11 protein-coding genes are annotated in these 16,793 nt (G+C 46.6%); 6 read left to right on the top strand and 5 right to left on the bottom strand.

Going from position 1 to position 16,793, the window contains the following annotated elements:
- Positions 1–3: 3 nt before the first annotated feature.
- Both OI18_RS02410 and OI18_RS02405 read right to left on the bottom strand, forming a co-directional pair.
- Positions 4–3,129: a SusC/RagA family TonB-linked outer membrane protein gene (locus OI18_RS02410; protein ID WP_039136818.1), complete on the bottom strand. Its 3,126-nt coding sequence runs from the start codon at positions 3,127–3,129 to the stop codon at positions 4–6.
- Positions 3,130–3,536: 407 nt separating this feature from the next.
- A complete protein-coding gene (locus tag OI18_RS02405) occupies positions 3,537–4,223 on the bottom strand; it encodes a zinc metallopeptidase (RefSeq protein ID WP_052272802.1) in 687 nt (228 codons plus the stop codon).
- A gap of 414 nt (positions 4,224–4,637) precedes the next feature.
- Here OI18_RS02405 and radA point away from each other — a divergent pair, with 414 nt between their 5' ends.
- From radA to OI18_RS02380, 5 genes are all read left to right on the top strand, one after another.
- Positions 4,638–6,014: a DNA repair protein RadA gene (radA, locus tag OI18_RS02400; protein WP_039136816.1), complete on the top strand. Its 1,377-nt coding sequence runs from the start codon at positions 4,638–4,640 to the stop codon at positions 6,012–6,014.
- 50 nt (positions 6,015–6,064) lie between these two features.
- Complete coding sequence (locus tag OI18_RS02395; protein ID WP_052272801.1) at positions 6,065–6,775, top strand: ComF family protein; 711 nt, start codon at positions 6,065–6,067, stop codon at positions 6,773–6,775.
- A 113-nt stretch (positions 6,776–6,888) separates the two neighbouring features.
- Complete coding sequence (locus tag OI18_RS02390) at positions 6,889–7,401, top strand: glutathione peroxidase (RefSeq protein ID WP_039136814.1); 513 nt, start codon at positions 6,889–6,891, stop codon at positions 7,399–7,401.
- 12 nt (positions 7,402–7,413) lie between these two features.
- Positions 7,414–8,565, top strand: coding sequence for a DNA polymerase III subunit (locus OI18_RS02385; protein ID WP_039136812.1), 1,152 nt, complete (start codon positions 7,414–7,416; stop codon positions 8,563–8,565).
- Between the two features lie 53 nt (positions 8,566–8,618).
- Positions 8,619–9,947: a PSP1 domain-containing protein gene (locus tag OI18_RS02380; protein WP_052272800.1), complete on the top strand. Its 1,329-nt coding sequence runs from the start codon at positions 8,619–8,621 to the stop codon at positions 9,945–9,947.
- A 14-nt stretch (positions 9,948–9,961) separates the two neighbouring features.
- On the opposite strand, the gene OI18_RS02375 is transcribed toward OI18_RS02380, so the two are convergent.
- Entirely contained in the window at positions 9,962–11,428 is a 1,467-nt protein-coding gene (locus tag OI18_RS02375; RefSeq protein WP_039137069.1) for an amidohydrolase, read from the bottom strand.
- A gap of 34 nt (positions 11,429–11,462) precedes the next feature.
- On the opposite strand from OI18_RS02375, the gene OI18_RS02370 reads away from it, so the two are divergent.
- Positions 11,463–12,305 carry an alpha/beta fold hydrolase gene (locus tag OI18_RS02370; RefSeq protein WP_082037822.1) on the top strand — a complete coding sequence of 281 codons (843 nt, stop codon included), beginning with the start codon at positions 11,463–11,465 and terminating at the stop codon, positions 12,303–12,305.
- Positions 12,306–12,326: 21 nt separating this feature from the next.
- Here the strand turns inward: OI18_RS02370 and OI18_RS02365 are convergent, their stop codons facing one another.
- Both OI18_RS02365 and OI18_RS02360 read right to left on the bottom strand, forming a co-directional pair.
- The gene (locus OI18_RS02365; protein WP_039136810.1) at positions 12,327–13,121 is read right to left on the bottom strand and encodes a TIGR00266 family protein; all 795 of its coding nucleotides are present in this window, start codon (positions 13,119–13,121) and stop codon (positions 12,327–12,329) included.
- A gap of 33 nt (positions 13,122–13,154) precedes the next feature.
- Complete coding sequence (locus tag OI18_RS02360; protein WP_039136807.1) at positions 13,155–16,775, bottom strand: efflux RND transporter permease subunit; 3,621 nt, start codon at positions 16,773–16,775, stop codon at positions 13,155–13,157.
- Between the last annotated feature and the right edge of the window lie 18 nt (positions 16,776–16,793).

The raw sequence follows: 16,793 nt of genomic DNA, 5'->3' as shown, positions 1-16,793 counted from the left end.
TGATTAGAGTCCAATGTTCAATCCAAATACGATAGTCCTCAACTGGGGAGCTGAATAAAAGTCAACCCCCTGGTTAATATTGGTAGCCTGGTAATCGGCGTTAACCTCCGGATCCCATCCTTTATAATTAGTAATGGTGAACAGGTTTTGTCCCCTTACATACACACGCGCCCTGTCAATCTTGATCTTGGAAATAACAGACTTGGGAAGGTTATACGTGAGAGTAAGTTGTTTTACACGCAGGTATGAAGCATCATAGAGATAACGGCTGGAAGGATCAGTTCCGTTTGCAAAGAACAATCTCGCTTCAGGTACCCTGGTCTTATCGCCCGGCTGTTTCCACGCAGCAAGCTGATCAGTTGTCTGGTTGTCAAACCCGTTACTACCGCTGGCTGACATGTACTGGCCACCACCATCGTATACATCGTTACCCTGAACGCCCTGGAGGAAGATGTCAAATTCAAATCCCCTGAAAGTGAAGGTATTCCTCATACCATAGATGAAATCGGGATTCGGGTTTCCAATCACGACTTCAGCAGCTTCATTATAATTATTAGTTGGGGTACGGTCGACCTTACCATCAGCACCTACAGTGTTCTTATACCAGATCGCATCACCGGTTTCCGGATCAGCACCTGCGAACTCGCGTGCAACAAACACACCAAGAGGCTGGCCTTCACGTGCGCGGTTATAGTTGCCTACACCAAGTTCCTGGCCCTGGAGATCCGTTACCTCGTTCCTGTTCAGACCGAAATTGATGTTGGTTGTCCAACGGAAATCACGTGAAACAATATTCTGTGTATTGATGGTGAATTCAAAACCCTTGTTCTTCAATTTCCCAAGGTTTTGAAGCTGAGAAGTAAATCCGGATGTACCAGGTACTTCAACCTGCAGAAGAAGGTCAGTAGTGTTACGAACGTAGTAATCGAGTTCAAGGCTAACCCGGTTTTCGAATATGCCCAGTTCAGCTCCGATATCAAAGCTGGCAGTATTCTCCCATTTCAAATTCGGATTACCCAGCTGCGAAGGCCTCTGGCCTGGAATACCACCATAAGCACCATCACCAGTCCAAAGAGTCTGCCATGAATAGTTACCAATCTCAGCATTACCTGTAAGACCGTAGCTGGCTTTCAGCTTCATGAAGCTCAGCCATTTTACGTTTGACAGGAAGTTTTCATCAGAAATAATCCAACCTACTGAGGCAGCAGGGAAGAAACCCCATTTGTTGTCTTTACCAAATCTTGAAGAACCATCAAAACGACCACTCACAGCAAGGAGGTACTTGTCCATCAGTTTATAGTTCGCCCTTCCAAAATAAGAAAGGAAGCTAAACTCATTGGCAGTGGAAGTTGCATCAGATTTCGTGCCTGCGCTGGTCAGTTTTTTATATGCCGGAGACGGGAAAGCCTCGGCTGTATTTCCCTGGCTGAAATAATCCTGTTCCTGGAAGCTCATACCAACTACGGCGTCAATATCATGTTTGTCTTTGATATTAGTCACATACCGGAAAAAGTTGTTGGTATTGAAGTTCAACACCTGGTCAGCGTTAGTGAATCCACCACCACGCGGGTAGGTTGTATTTCTTTCAGTGATCGGTCCATAATAACCTTCTTCTGTCTGGTTCAGCTGATCAAGGCCAAATTCAGTGCGGAAAGAAAGTTTGTTGGTGATCTGCGCTTGTCCATATACGTTACCGAGGCTACGATTCACTATTGTGTTGTAATAAGCTCCCTTAACACTGAGCATCGGGTTATAATAAACCGGGTAGTTGGTGTTTGGTCCGCCCGGGTTACCCGCACGGTTGGGATCTGATTCACCACTCAGCAACCCTGTACGAGGGTCGATTGTTGGTGTGATTGGTGACAATGCAACAGATTGCAGCGGAGTAGAAAAGGCGTTATCGTCTGAAACCCTGTAATTGAGGGTACGGGCGAAACTCAGGTTGGCACCAACAGTAAGCCAGTTCGTGAATTTATGGTCGAGGTTTAGACGGCCATTGTATCTCTTGAGGCTGTTGCGGACAATAATACCTTTCTGATCGAGGAACTGGCCAGCCATATAAAAAGTGGTCTTTTCGTTACCACCTGACAGGCTAAGGTCATATTCAGAAATCGGCGCACGCTGGAAAGCTTCTTCCTGCCAGTCGGTATTTACCTTGTAGGTCTGGTAATCATCATTCCCTGCGCTGTATCTTCTCAGCCTGCTTTCCACAAATGCAAGGTTATCGTCAATCGCTTCCTGCTCGGAACCATATCCGGAGATGCCATATTTATAGTCATACTTACCTGCACCAACAGCAGCCTGCCTGAAATATTCAACATACTGCTGAGAATTCAGGAACTCACGTTTACGTGTAGGCTCCTGCGTACCGGTAAAAAATCCAAAATCCACCTTTGATTTTCCGGCCTTTCCTCTTTTAGTGGTAATCAGAACCACACCATTTGCTCCGCGTGCTCCATAAATGGCGGCTGAAGAGGCATCTTTCAGGATTTCAATCGATTCAATATCATTGGTATTAAGGTCTGAAAGAGGGTTGGTTGCAGCACTGTTTCCGGAGAGGTTATTTGTAATAACTGGAATACCGTCAACCACATAAAGGGGCTCGTTACCGGCAGTTACAGAAGAAGCACCTCGGATTCTTACCTTAATTCCCTGGCCGAGTTTACCATTGCCCTGCTCAACCTGCACCCCCGCCGCGCGGCCCTGAAGTGCACCTTCAAAACTCGTTACGGGTGTGTTGGCCAGCTCTTTCTGGCCAACTTTGGCAACCGAACCGGTAAGGTCACGTTTGATTTTTGTTCCAAATCCCACGACAACTACTTCAGATAGTGAATTGTCGGCGGAACTGAGCGAAAGGGAGATGTTATCACTTACCGATACTTCCTTTTGCCCGAAGCCAACAGAAGAAATTATGAGGGTTTTAGCGTCTGCGGGCACATTAAGGGTGAATGTACCGTCAGCTGAAGTGGCTGTTGAGATATTGGTTCCTTTTACGGAGATGGTGGCCCCGGCGAGCGGCGTCCCATCCTTTTGATCTGTGATTTTACCGGAGATCTGCCGGTTCTGCGCCTGCACCGTCAGGGCAGTCAGGAGTAGGAAACTCCACATCAGTCCAGTTAGTTTTTTCATTGGAGCCATAGACGTCTTGTTAATTTGTGCCAAAGATATTGGCGGTTAAAGGATCGTTAAATTCAATAATAGGGTCATTTTTTCATTAATAGCGGTAGTTTTACGTTTTTAGTACGTTTGCTTGTCTAGTTTTATGGGATTTTCACCATAAACCTTCTCAAGGACAAACACTTACGTCAAATTGCTGCTGCACATTGAAAGGAATATTAAAAACCCCGGCAGGAATACCAGGGCCTTATACATGAGAAAGCCAATACATATTAAATATATTATTTCTTCCGGTAATCTTATCTAGAATTTGCCGTCCATCCAAAGAAAGCAGTGCTCTGCATGACTAAAAGGGCTTTGGGGCACAAAAAAATCCGGTCCCATGCCGGAACCGGATCTAAGCTGTTATTATTCCGCAGTTATTCGCGGTTACGGCCCTGGTAAATCAGGATATACTGAATCAGGGTAACAATTGAAGCTACTGCGGCAACCACATAAGTCATTGCAGCCCATTTAAGTGCATCTTTAGCCATTGGCTGCTCCTGTGCCGTTGTGATATTGGTACGTTCCAGCCAGGCCAGCGCACGGTTACTGGCGTCAAATTCCACCGGCAGGGTCACCAGCGAAAAAATCGTGGTAAGTGCAAAAAGCACGATGCCGGCCAGCAGAAGCGCCGGGAAAATTTGGATCAGGAAGATGCCCGCAAGCAGGATCCACTGTACAATTCCAGAACTGAACTGCACTACCGGTACCAGTTTACTGCGCATGGTCAGCCAGGGATAGGATGTGGCATGCTGTACGGCGTGCCCGCATTCATGGGCCGCTACAGCAGCAGCCGCTACATTCCTGCCCTCATAAATATCGGGGCTCAGGCTTACTGTTTTCGTCAGGGGATTATAATGATCGGTCAGGAACCCTTCTGACGGCACCACTTTCACATCATAAATCCCGTTCTCTCTAAGCATCCTTTCTGCGATTTCCTTTCCGGACAGCCCGGAGCGGAGGCCGGTCTGGCTATATTTCCGGATCTTACTCTTGAGGGCAAAGGAAACCAGCATACTGATCCCGACAAACAGCAGGGAAACAAATAGAATGGAAGGTGTCATAATATATTCGAATTAATAAGGTGTATAAGTATAACAAAGCTATGACCAAATAAGATTTTTGACATTTTCGGCCATTTCGGGGCGTGTTCGCCAGCCTTTTTGTCACCTGTAAAAATCTCATTAAAAACGGACTGCCAAATTAGCGGCCGGCCTTTTGCCAGATAATTTCGTTGGCAATTATTTTATTGTGTATCAATAAGTTATACAGGCAACTCCTCAGTTTTAAGGTAGTTTAAGGGACGGTTAAAAGTTATTCACAGGACTAAAAATTTATTTTGAAATGTGCCCCTTATTCGTAATTTAGTGCAAGAATTTAATGGGTTAGTAAGTAAAGGGTCAGCAGCAATGCTGGCCTTTTTACTTTCAGGTTGTTTCACTCTCTCCGATCACTTTTCTTCCCTTTACCTTTGGTTCATGAGTAAAATCAAGTCCTCTTTTTTTTGTCAGCAATGTGGTTATGAAAGCACGAAATGGTTAGGAAAATGTCCCGCATGCCAGCAATGGAACAGTTTTGTCGAAGAGATCAGGCATAAGGAAACAAAACAACAGACTGCCGGCACGCTCTGGAAACAGGATGATCATAATTCATATAACGGAGTAACGAGATTACAGGATATTTCCATTAGTGAGGAAAGCAGGATCATATCGCCTGATTTAGAATTAAACAGGGTGCTTGGTGGCGGTATTGTAGCTGGCAGCATTGTGTTGGTTGCAGGTGAACCTGGAATTGGTAAATCAACATTATTCCTCCAGATAGGATTACAGTTACAACAAACCAGGGTTTTGTATGTCAGCGGGGAAGAAAGCGAACAACAGATCAGGATGCGGGCTGATCGTCTGCCATTTTCAAGTGAAGAATTTTACCTGCTCACGGAGACGAATACACAGATCATTTTCCAGGAGATCAAAAAGCTGAAGCCCCAGTTGGTGATCATTGATTCGATTCAGACTTTACACACAAACTTCATAGAATCCTCACCAGGAAGTGTATCGCAGATACGGGAATGCGCTTCGGAATTGCAACGGTTTGCGAAAGAAACATCGACGCCCGTTTTTCTCATTGGTCACATTACAAAAGACGGGGCGATTGCCGGCCCGAAGATTCTTGAGCACATGGTTGATACCGTGTTACAGTTTGAGGGTGATCGTCACTATGCATATCGGATTCTGCGAACCCTGAAGAATCGCTTTGGAAGTACTTCCGAACTGGGTATTTACGAGATGGCTGCAAACGGGATGAAGGGAGTACTCAATCCAAGTGATATCCTGTTGTCACATAAAGAAGACCAACTCAGTGGGGTAACGGTAGCTGCCACAATTGAAGGCATGCGACCATTCCTGATTGAAGTACAATCGCTGGTCACGCCGAGCGTATACGGCACTCCGCAACGCACTGCAAGTGGTTTCGATCTTCGCCGGCTTCAGTTATTGCTGGCAGTCCTGGAAAAGAGAGGAGGGTTTCAGTTTGGGATGAAAGATGTTTTTCTGAATATAGCGGGTGGACTCAAAGTAGAGGATCCTGCGATTGATCTTGCCGTTTTGTGCGCATTGTTAAGTTCCTACGATGACACTACTATTCCTCACACAGTCTGCCTTGCAGGTGAAGTTGGTTTAAGTGGCGAGATCCGAAGCGTGAACAGGATTGAACAGCGGATTGCGGAAGCTGAAAAACTGGGATTTGAAAAAATGATCATATCGAGGTACAATCAGAAGGGAATGTCAAAAGCAACACCTGGTATCGAGATTATTCCGGTCAGCAGGGTTGAAGATGTTTACAGGATACTTTTCTGATCGGGTGAATATACCCTTGCAGGAAGAATTGCGCCGCGGTATTTTGGCGAATGTCCGGTTATTCTTTCTCAGAAATCATCCGCGGTTTCATTCACCTGGTGTTTCCCCACAATTGTGCCTGTTGCGGGTCCGACATTCTTGCTCCTGCAAATGGCATTTGTGCCAACTGCCTGCACGAACTACCCGAGACCGGATTTCTCAACTATCCGGGAAATGCCGTTGAAAAGATCTTCTGGGGACGATTGGATATTAATCATGCTGCTGCTGCCGCCTATTTTACCAAACAGTCAGTAGTGCAGCAGGTATTACACCATGTCAAATACAAAGCAGGAAAAGAAACGGGTTCGCAACTCGGCAGGTGGATGGGATACAGGTTGAAGGAATGTAACTGGTTTAACGAAATTGATTGCCTGTTGCCTATGCCCCTGCACAAGAAGAGAATACAGGAAAGAGGATATAATCAATGCGATCTGCTTTGTGAAGGAATTTCCTCGGTGACCGGCATCAGGCAAATTCCAGGGCTATTGATTCGTCGTGAAGCAACAAATTCACAGACGAAACAGCACAGAACTGAGCGTTGGATGAACATGCAGGGCGTGTTCGAAGTGGATAGTCGGAACTTGTTGCAGAACAGGCATGTATTACTTGTTGACGATGTGGTAACTACAGGGGCAACACTGGAAGCAATGGGCAGGGAACTTTTGGCAATACAGGGACTGAAACTCAGCATATACTGCTTTGCCTACACCCTTCCACTCTAAAATGTGTAACGAGTGTGCCTAAGCGAACAGCACCTTCCCGGGCGGACGGAATTTGATTGCTGCAAACAATAATAAGTACGGATATTTGTAATTCAACAATAAACCTGACAAGTATGATGAAAACTTTGATCATATCACTGATATTAATAGGATTCACCGGCATCTACGACTTCAAGGTGAAAGGGCTTGATGGTAAGCAACTTGACCTCGCAGCATATAAAGGGAAAAAGCTCCTGATTGTGAATACCGCCTCCGAATGTGGTTATACTCCGCAGTATGCAGACCTTCAGGCGCTTTATGATAAGTATAAAGATAAGCTTGTGGTTATCGGCTTTCCCGCGAACAACTTTGGAAAACAGGAGCCTGGCAGCAACAGTGAAATCCAGACATTCTGTAAAAAGAATTACGGCGTCACTTTCCCAATGGCAGAAAAAGTTTCTGTAAAAGGGGACGATATCCATCCACTGTTCAAATACCTCACGGAAGAAGCTGAAAAAATGGGTTTTAAAGATCCGATCAAGTGGAATTTCACCAAGTTCCTGGTTGATGAGCAGGGAAAACTCATTGCTGTATATCCATCCAAGGTGAAGCCCATGAGTGAAGAAATTACCAAGCACCTGAATTAACACCGGGAGAAGATGCGTTTTGAAAAGGTAATTGGTCAATCGGAAGTGAAGTCCAGGTTGACAGAAATGGTATTGCATAACAGGTTGAGTCATGCGCTGCTCTTTCTTGGAAAGGAAGGCACAGGCGCCCTATCGCTCGCTTTAGCATTTGCTCAATACGTTATGTGTGAAAAAGTACAAGAGCAATCACTGACTGATGCTTGCGGTGAATGTGCTGCCTGTATCAAGGCCTCTGCAAATGTTCACCCTGATCTTCATTTCTCCTATCCTGTCATCCCGAAAAAATCGGGTGATAAACCGGTAAGCGCAGACTACGCAGCAGAGTGGCGGACTTTTATCCAGTCGAATACTTATGGAAACGTATACGACTGGCTGCAGTCCATCAATGCAGAAAACCGACAGGGCAATATAACTGCCGATGAATGCAACGACATTATCAGGAAACTGAATCTGAAAACCTTTGAAAGCAGGTACAAGATTCTGGTGATGTGGATGCCTGAATTTCTCGGCAAGGAAGGGAACAAGCTGTTGAAGCTGATTGAGGAACCTCCAGCCAATACGCTCTTCCTGCTGGTAGCAGAAAATGAGTCCTTGGTTCTTCCTACAATTCTCTCCCGTTGCCAGCTTGTTAAGATTCCGGCTTTTGACGATCAGGACATCGTGAATGCATTGCTTTCACAAGGCACTCCGGAAGCACAGGCGCGTCAACTTGCGGCTGTCAGTGAAGGAAATTACCGGGATGCGCTTAACCATTTGCATCAATCAGGTGAAGACTGGATGCACCTGACCCGCGAATGGCTGAATGCGATATTAAGAAATGGTCCTATCGCGCTCGTGAAATGGATCGACGAGACCAGCAAAATGGGCCGGGAAAAACAAAAACAGTTCCTGCGGTATTTCAACCATTTGCTGGAACAAAGTGTGAGGATCAGGGTCCTGGGAGAAAACAGTCAATGGGCAATGGGCTTACCGACACCGGAGAGGGACTTTATCCTTCGGATCAACAAAATGGCTGACCTTTCGCAACAGGAAGCAATTGTCGAAGAACTGGACAAGGCGGCATATTATATTGAGAGAAACGCTAATGCGAAAATGCTGTTTCATGCGCTAAGTATCAAGCTTTTCCATATCCTGCGGGACAAGGCAAGGGTAAGTGCTTGGTAGTTTTAGGCTATATTTGTTTAATTTAATTCATTCACATTCATTTTATTAAATATATGGGTTGTAGTAGTTGTGGTACGGGGACCGGTAAGCCGGGCGGTTGCAAAAGCAATGGAGGATGTTCCTCCGGCGGCTGTAACAGGATGAATGCTTATGACTGGTTACAGAATCTACCCTTTGCAGATATTGAGTCAGTATGTAAAGTGGCGGAAGTAAGTTTTAACCGCGGCAGCAGGAAAGATTTTTTCAGGAATAATACGCTTCAGCAATTTGAGAAAGGTGAACAGGTAACTGTGGAAGGAGTAAGTGGAATTGATGTTGGGGAAATCACTTTAACCGGGGAAATTGTACGGTTACAATTGAAAAAGAGAGGCATCAATGAGTTTGATCCTGAGATGAAGAAGATCCTTCGCCGGTCAAATGAACGGGATCTTGAATTGCTTGACATCAACAAGGCGAGGGAACCGGAAGCGTTGATCAGGGCGAGGGCAATTGCGAGGCAACTTAAGCTGGAAATGAAAATCAGTGAAGTGGAGATCCAGGCTGACGGAAGAAAGGCTACTTTCTTTTACATCGCAGATGACAGGGTAGATTTCCGGGAACTGATTAAAATATATGCCGGTGAGTTCAAAGTCAAAGTTGAAATGCGCCAGATTGGTGCCCGGCAGGAAGCGGCCAAAGTTGGCGGCATAGGCAGTTGTGGCCGTGAACTCTGTTGCAGCACATGGTTATCAGATTTCAAAAGTGTCAATACTACCGCTGCCAGGTACCAGAATCTCAGTATCAACCAGACAAAGCTGAGTGGACAATGTGGCCGGTTGAAATGCTGTCTGAATTATGAGCTCGACACTTATCTCGATGCATTGCAGGGATTTCCCGAGAGGGCAGATACAATAAAAGTTGCACGTGGCATTGCCACACTTATCAAAAAGGACATCTTCAAGAATCTTATGTGGTATGTATTGCCTGAAAGCAACAAGCAATATCCGCTGACGATTGAACGGGTGAGAAGAATATTATCACTTAACTCCCAGGGTGTAATACCTGAAGAACTCGAAGCTGTTGAAGTAACAAGTTCCAAACCTAAGGAAGTGGAACCGGAATTTGTTGATGTTGTGGGACAGATCAGCCTGAGAAGTCTTGAAAAAAATGACCGTCGCAGGAAACAGAACCAGCAAAAACAAAAGCAGGTTCAGCGTGGTGGAGGCCAGCAGCAACAGCAACAACAGCCTGCAAAAGGCCAGGGCAACAAACCCCCAAGACCGCAGCAGCCGCAACAACAGCAACAAAAACAGCAACAGCAGCCAAGGCCACCGCAACAAAACCGGCCACCCCAGCAGAATCGTCCGCCGAGGCCCCCACAAGAGCCTAAAAAAGACGGGTAATATTACCGTTAAGGTTAATCGCGGTAATTGAGCGCAGGCTTTCGATCACCTAACAAGGGCGCGTAACGGAAGTTGTCGCCCCTGGCTTTTTCAAATTCTGCTTTTGCCCGCTGAATGAGATTATTATCATGAAACAGATCGATCGCAGTCAGGGTCATTGCCCTGGCTGCGACCATCATAGCTTTAGTTCCAATTTCCGTTCCGCCACAGGCTACTGCCTGCCAGCTATGTGCCGGAGTTCCCGGCACCCAGGTAGCGGCAACCATTCCTACAGTTGGTACGTTCCAGCTTACATCGCCAACATCAGTTGAACCCATTGAAAGGTTCGACAGCCTCTCAAGTGGTTTGACCTTTTCTGCAAGTGAAACAGGCGGCGCCTGGAAACCGAGGCTACCCTGGATCTTTTCGGCAAACATTTTCTCTTCAGCTGTATATTGTATTCCGCCAATTTCCACCAGGTTTTTTTGCATAATGCCGGCAAGCTCATTGTTGATAAGGAGATCATATGTACCGCCAATGATCTCATAATCAGTCCGGGTTCCGGTACCTGTTGCTGCGCCTGTTGAAGCATTGACAACCCGCTCAAACAAATCGGCTACAACTTTCCTGTTCGGATGCCTCACGTAGTAATATACTTCCGCAAAGTCCGGAACTACGTTTGGCGCTTTGCCCCCATTTGTGATAACATAATGAATCCGTGCGTCAGACGGGATATGCTCACGCATCATATTTACCATGAAGTTCATTGCCTCAACCGCATCCAGGGAAGACCTCCCTTTTTCGGGTGCAGCAGAAGCATGCGCCGATTGTCCATAAAATCTGAACTTGGCAGATTTGTTTGCCAATGCCCCGTCGAACTTGGTACCGTTCTGATCACCGGGATGCCAATGGATCGCAACATCCACATCGCGGAATAATCCTGCCCTCACCATATACACTTTTCCGGATCCCCCTTCTTCAGCGGGAGTTCCAAACACTTTGACGGTTCCTTTCCATCCATATGTTTCAATCATTTTTTTCAGTTCAATTCCCGCAGCCACGGAAGCTGTGCCAAAAAGATGGTGGCCACATGCATGCCCAGCCTCTTTGCCTTCGATCGGGAGTTTTTCAGCAACTGCCTGTTGTGAAAGTCCTGGTAACGCGTCGAACTCAGCAAGAATCCCAATTACCGGCTCCCCGCTGCCATATGTTGCAACAAAGGCGGTCGGAATTTCGGCTACACCTGCTACCACGCTGAAGCCGGCTTCTTTGAGTGTCTGCTGAAGTAATGCCGAGCTCTTTACCTCTTTATATCCTACTTCAGCATAATCCCAGATCTGCAGGGCAATTGTTTTATATTTATCGTAGTCATTTAACAACTCCTGTTGTGCACGCGTTTTCCATTGTTGAGAAGCCGAAGCGGAACTTTTCTTCTGAGAAAACAGGCTACCACCCAACAGCAGTAAAAAGACGAAGGAAAAGAGTTTTACCAATTTGAACATGATTCCGGATTGATTGGTACAATTTAGGTTATTTATGAAAAAACCACTCCTGATATCAGTTGCCGTATTGGGAATATGGATCTTTTTTGCCCAGGGCTGTCTCACCTTCCGCATGCCTGACAAAAAAGCGGTTGCTGCTTTCCGTGAGAAGGGTATTCATTTATCTACAACTACAATATTAGTAGGGGGTCACCGGATCCATTATGTACAAACTGGAAAAGACAACCTGCCGACACTGGTATTCATTCACGGCACTCCCGGAAGCTGGACTGCATTCGAACCTTACCTGAAAGACAGCTTACTCCTCAGCCGTTTCAGGCTGATCAGCTTCGACAGGCCTGGATTTGGGTACAGTGACTATGGAAATGCTTTACCGTTGGCTGAGCAATCGGAACTTCTGGCTCCGGTGATCCGGTCTTTACGTAACGGAAAGCCAATGTGGCTGATCGGTCATTCACTGGGAGGGCCACTGCTGTTGCAATTGGAACTGGACAATCCGGGACTGTCGACAGGCCTTGTGCTAATTTCGGGGAGTATCGATCCCAAAGCGGAAAAGCCCGAAAGGTGGAGACCGATCCTTTTCAAAACACCACTCAATATTCTGGTACCGGGCGCAATGCGACCTTCGAACGTTGAGTTATGGTACCTGAAGAACGATCTGAAGGAACTTACGCCGCGTCTTCCGGGAATTCATTGCCCCGTATATTTTATCCATGGCCGGGAAGATACATGGGTCCCTCCATCCAATGTTGCTTTTGGATTGTCGCGGTTAACCGGAACATCCCACCTCGATACACTTTGGATGGAGGGAAATCATTTTATCCCATGGACGCGTTTTGAAATCATCCGTGACAAACTGTTTTCGTTTGCACGTTAAAAATATTCGCGAGGCAAACTATTACCAGCCATCACCATCAAGCATATTTCCGAGTCCGCCCAGGATACCACCCTCCTCCTTACGATTTGTCGTGCCATACTGCATGATCCTGCTGGCAAGACGGCTGATGGGAAGGGTCTGGATCCATACTTTACCCGGCCCGCGGAGAGTTGCAAAGAACAAACCCTCACCCCCAAAAATGGTATTACGGATACCGCCTACAAACTGGATATCAAAATCTATGGTCTGCGTGTAGGCAACTACACATCCAGTGTCGAGCTTTAGTATTTCGCCTGGTTGTAATTCCCTTTCAAATACGTGACCACCGGCATGAACAAAAGCCATTCCATCGCCTTCCAGCTTCTGCATGATAAATCCTTCACCGCCGAAGATCCCTGTGCCGAGGCGGCGCTGCAGGGCGATGCCAACACTTACACCTTTGGCTGCACAAAGAAATGCATCCTTCTGACAAATGATCCGACCACCCAATTGAAGGAGATCAAGCGCAATAATTTTACCCGGATAAGGAGAAGCGAAACTCACTTTCTTTTTGCCATGTGTAACGTTGGTAAAAGTTGTCATAAACAAACTTTCACCCGTTAGAACGCGCTTACCCGCACTAACCAGCTTGCCGAGGAAACCGCCTGTCTGTTGCCTTGAGCCATCACCGAAAATAGTTGCCATCTGAACCCCCTCATCCATCATCATAAAACTTCCGCTTTCAGCAATGGCTGTTTCTTCAGGGTCCAGTTCAACCTCCACATACTGCATTTCTTCACCGTAAATGCGATAATCTATTTCGTGATTTGTTCTCATGTAATATTTTAATTAAGCTGCTAATTTAAATCATCAGAACCAGCTGCCAACAAATGCCTGGTATGCCGGATTTTCCGGATCGCCTTTTACTTTTCTTCTTCTCCTTGCCACTGCAATTCTTTGTTGCACCATTGTATAGAGTGACATCACCAGGAAAAGTGGAGTAATTGGCGGAATTCCTGCCATGCTGACCCACTTGCCACCAAACTGCCTGCGCATTGGTCGCCTGAGTCTTTCTGCGATCAGGTACATCGCCGGTACAATTACCAGTGTCATGAAAAAGGCGAAGGCCAAACCGAAGATGATGGTCCACGACAATGGCTTCCAGAATACCGCGTTATCACCGCCGAAGAAGATGTGTGGATCCAGCTCAGAAAACAGGGAAATGAAATTGATATTGAAGCCAACCGCCAGCGGTATCAATGCGAGGATTGCAGCGAGTGCCGTAAGAAGGACGGGAATTATCCTTGTCTTACCCGCCTGGATAAGCGCTTCCCTGGTCTTCATGCCCCGGGCACGCAGCTCGTCGGCGAATTCAATCACAAGGATACCATTCTTCACTACAATACCTGCCAGCCCCACGATCCCGATACCAGTCATTACTATACTCACTTCCATCCGCGTTATTGCGAATCCAAGCAATACACCAATAACACTGAATACAATCTCCGTAAGAATAATTACCGGCTTGCTTACTGAGTTAAACTGAAGCACGAGAATGAACAGGATAAGCATAAGCGCGATCACGAGTGCTTTAGCCAGGAATGCTCCAGTTTCCGCCTGCTGCTCTCCTTCGCCGGTCTGCCTGATGGTTACACCTTCATCCATAAGGTGGAATTTTCCGATATGCTGTGCGATACGCTGGTTCACCTCCGTCGGAGTGTAACCACTCAACACATTTGAACGCAGGGTTATCACCCGTTTGTGGTCTTTCCTTTTTACGCTTCCCAGCGTGCTGGTATAATCAACATCTACCAGCGAGCTGATGGGGATCCGTTTTATCTGGCCACCACTGGCAAAATCGCGGAAAACTATATTCATGTTCAGCAGGTCGACAAGGTTCTTTCTTTGAATCTCATCATTTCTCAATTGGATCTTATATTCATCTTCACCATCCTTCACCTTAGAAATTTCCCTTCCGAACAATGCCGTCCTGATCTCCATTCCCACCTGGGCAGAAGAGACTCCTTCGATCAGTGCCCGCTCACGATTAAGCTTGAGTGAAATTTCGGGATTATTGAGGTCAACGTCCATTTTCAGTTCTTCAACTCCGGCCACCTGGATGGAATCAAGATAGTTTTTGAGTCCCACTGCGGTTTTAATGAGATTGTCAAAGTCTTCGCTGGCAATCTCAATGTTCACGGGTGGCTCTGTTGGTGGACCGCCCTGTTCCTGGTCAACACTTAATTCTGCGCCAGGTATGCCTTTAACTACGGCCCGGATAGAATCGAGGTAAGGCTTGGTAGAAACGCTATGGCGTTTTTCGAATTCGACAAAAGACACCTGTACGCGGCCAAGTTCCGGCCTCGTACTCCGGTCGCCGCTCATTGGATCACCGGCACCAACGGCAACGTTGGAAATCACGGATTCAACAATAGGATTCTGTTTTCCGTTTTCCATCCCAAGCACCTTGTACACCCGCTTTTCCAACACCTGTGTCACGGAATCTGTATAGGATACAGCGGTTCCGACAGGGAGTTTCAGGTAAACAAATACAAAGTTGGGATCGCCTGTGGGAAAGAACACCACCGGAACCTTCCTGATGCCGAAAAGAACGAAAGAAAATATCAGTAACCCAAATGTAGCAACGAGCAGGTAAACAGGTCGCCAGCCTTTGAGTGCCCAACGAAGCATGGATTCATAGTGTGACATGATCCAGGGAAGCGCTTTGTTCTGGAAGCCATGAATGAGATCTGACAGCACATAAGTGTTGAACACCGCGAGAATTACAAAGAACAGCAAAAGGTTACCCCAGAAGAAATTCCAGTTTGTTGTACCTGCAGCTTCTGACGGGCTGGTAAAACCGCTTAGGACAAGAATAAGGCCAAGCCCGGTTGCTATCCAGAACCCTTTCTTTTTGAAGATTGCGGATTTTGCTTCTTCTTTTTCATCATGCACCATGAAGTCAACGGCAAAAACGGGGTTCATGATAAATGCCACCACCAATGAAGCGGTAAGGGTAAATATCAGCATGGTGGGCAGGTAGACCATGAACTTACCAATGATCCCAGGCCAGAACAGCAGCGGCACGAACGGAGCAAGTGTAGTAAGCGTACCAGCAAGTACCGGCACAAACACTTCTCCTGCGGCCATCATAGCAGATCTTTCCGCATTCAATTTTCCTTTCGCCTGTGAGAAGATGCGGTGGGTATTTTCAATAACCACGATGGCATCGTCAACTATGATACCCAATCCGAACAGCAAAGCAAACAACACGATAAAGTTGAGCGTCACATGTGTTCCCACAATTAAATCAGCAGCAGGGAGGAAGAGGAATGCCACAAACATACTAAGCGGAACACTTAGCGCGACAAAGAACGCGTTCAACACGCCCATGAAGAACATCAGGATGATCAAAACCAGGATGAACCCGATTACAATGGAGTTTACGAGGTCGTTGAAAGAAACCCGTGTCGCCTTGCTCTGGTCGCCTGTAATCACCAGTCCAAGGTCCTTGGGAAACTGGGTGGCCTTCATTTCATCCACAACCCGTTTCACGTCGTCTGATGTTTCAATAAGGTTTTCGCCGGCCCGCTTTATTATATTCAGGGTGATCACATTCTTGCCATTCAGTCGAGCATAACTTTCCTTTTCCTTCACAGTATCTTTTATAACGGCAATGTCCTTCAGATAAATCGGGGCACCGCTTGTGTTACGCACGATCACCCTTTCGATATCGAAGCTTGTTTTGAATTGTCCTTTCAGCTGCAGGTTGCGCTTCATGTTTCCGACTTCAAGCAAACCGCCGGAGATATCAAGGTTCTCACGGGCAACCGCATTGGCGATATCATCAAACGTGATATTTGATGCCTGCATGCGCGCGTTGTCAACATTGATCTGGAATTCCCTCTCCGGAGCTCCTACCAGGTCAACCCGGTTGATCTGGGAGAGTTCCTCCAGCCTGTCCTGGATATCATCCGCATATTCCTTAAGCCGCACAAGGTCGTAGTCCCCACTTACGTTCACATACATGATCGGCTGCTCGGAAAAACTCACTTCGAGAACAGTAGGTTCTTCAGTAAGGTCGGTAGGAAGGTCCTTCTTCGCCTTATCAACCGCATCTTTCACTTTCTGTAGTGCAATATCGGTTTTGACATCTGTATCAAACTCTATGATGATGGCGCTGAAGTCCTGTTGTGAAGTACTTGTAGCCTTATTGATCTTTGCTCCCGTAATGCTCTTGATCTCTTTTTCGATCGGCCGCGTTACCAGGTTTTCGATGTCTTTCGGCGAGTTTCCAACGTATACAGTCTGAACATAAATAGTTGGAATGACGATATCCGGGAACTGCTCCTTTGGCAGAGTCACAAACTGGAATACACCGGCAAGACTCACGAATATCATCATCAGGTAGATAGACGTTTTGTTGCGTATGCTCCAGGTTGTCGGCCCAAAGTGCTTGAATTTATCTTTAATATTTTCTAGTGCACTCATAAAGTTGATTAATAGTTG

It is taken from the genome of Flavihumibacter solisilvae (assembly GCF_000814475.1).
Taxonomy (GTDB): Bacteria; Bacteroidota; Bacteroidia; order Chitinophagales; family Chitinophagaceae; genus Flavihumibacter; species Flavihumibacter solisilvae.
This window is presented reverse-complemented; position numbering and strand designations above follow the sequence as displayed.

Excerpts from the sequence above, each read along its gene's own strand:
- OI18_RS02410 (WP_039136818.1), bottom strand. The coding sequence starts at position 3,129 with ATGAAAAAACTAACTGGACTGATGTGGAGTTTCCTACTCCTGACTGCC.
- OI18_RS02405 (WP_052272802.1), bottom strand. The coding sequence starts at position 4,223 with ATGACACCTTCCATTCTATTTGTTTCCCTGCTGTTTGTCGGGATCAGT.
- radA (WP_039136816.1), top strand. The coding sequence starts at position 4,638 with ATGAGTAAAATCAAGTCCTCTTTTTTTTGTCAGCAATGTGGTTATGAA.
- OI18_RS02395 (WP_052272801.1), top strand. The coding sequence starts at position 6,065 with ATGTCCGGTTATTCTTTCTCAGAAATCATCCGCGGTTTCATTCACCTG.
- OI18_RS02390 (WP_039136814.1), top strand. The coding sequence starts at position 6,889 with ATGATGAAAACTTTGATCATATCACTGATATTAATAGGATTCACCGGC.
- OI18_RS02385 (WP_039136812.1), top strand. The coding sequence starts at position 7,414 with ATGCGTTTTGAAAAGGTAATTGGTCAATCGGAAGTGAAGTCCAGGTTG.
- OI18_RS02380 (WP_052272800.1), top strand. The coding sequence starts at position 8,619 with ATGGGTTGTAGTAGTTGTGGTACGGGGACCGGTAAGCCGGGCGGTTGC.
- OI18_RS02375 (WP_039137069.1), bottom strand. The coding sequence starts at position 11,428 with ATGTTCAAATTGGTAAAACTCTTTTCCTTCGTCTTTTTACTGCTGTTG.
- OI18_RS02370 (WP_082037822.1), top strand. The coding sequence starts at position 11,463 with ATGAAAAAACCACTCCTGATATCAGTTGCCGTATTGGGAATATGGATC.
- OI18_RS02365 (WP_039136810.1), bottom strand. The coding sequence starts at position 13,121 with ATGAGAACAAATCACGAAATAGATTATCGCATTTACGGTGAAGAAATG.
- OI18_RS02360 (WP_039136807.1), bottom strand. The coding sequence starts at position 16,775 with ATGAGTGCACTAGAAAATATTAAAGATAAATTCAAGCACTTTGGGCCG.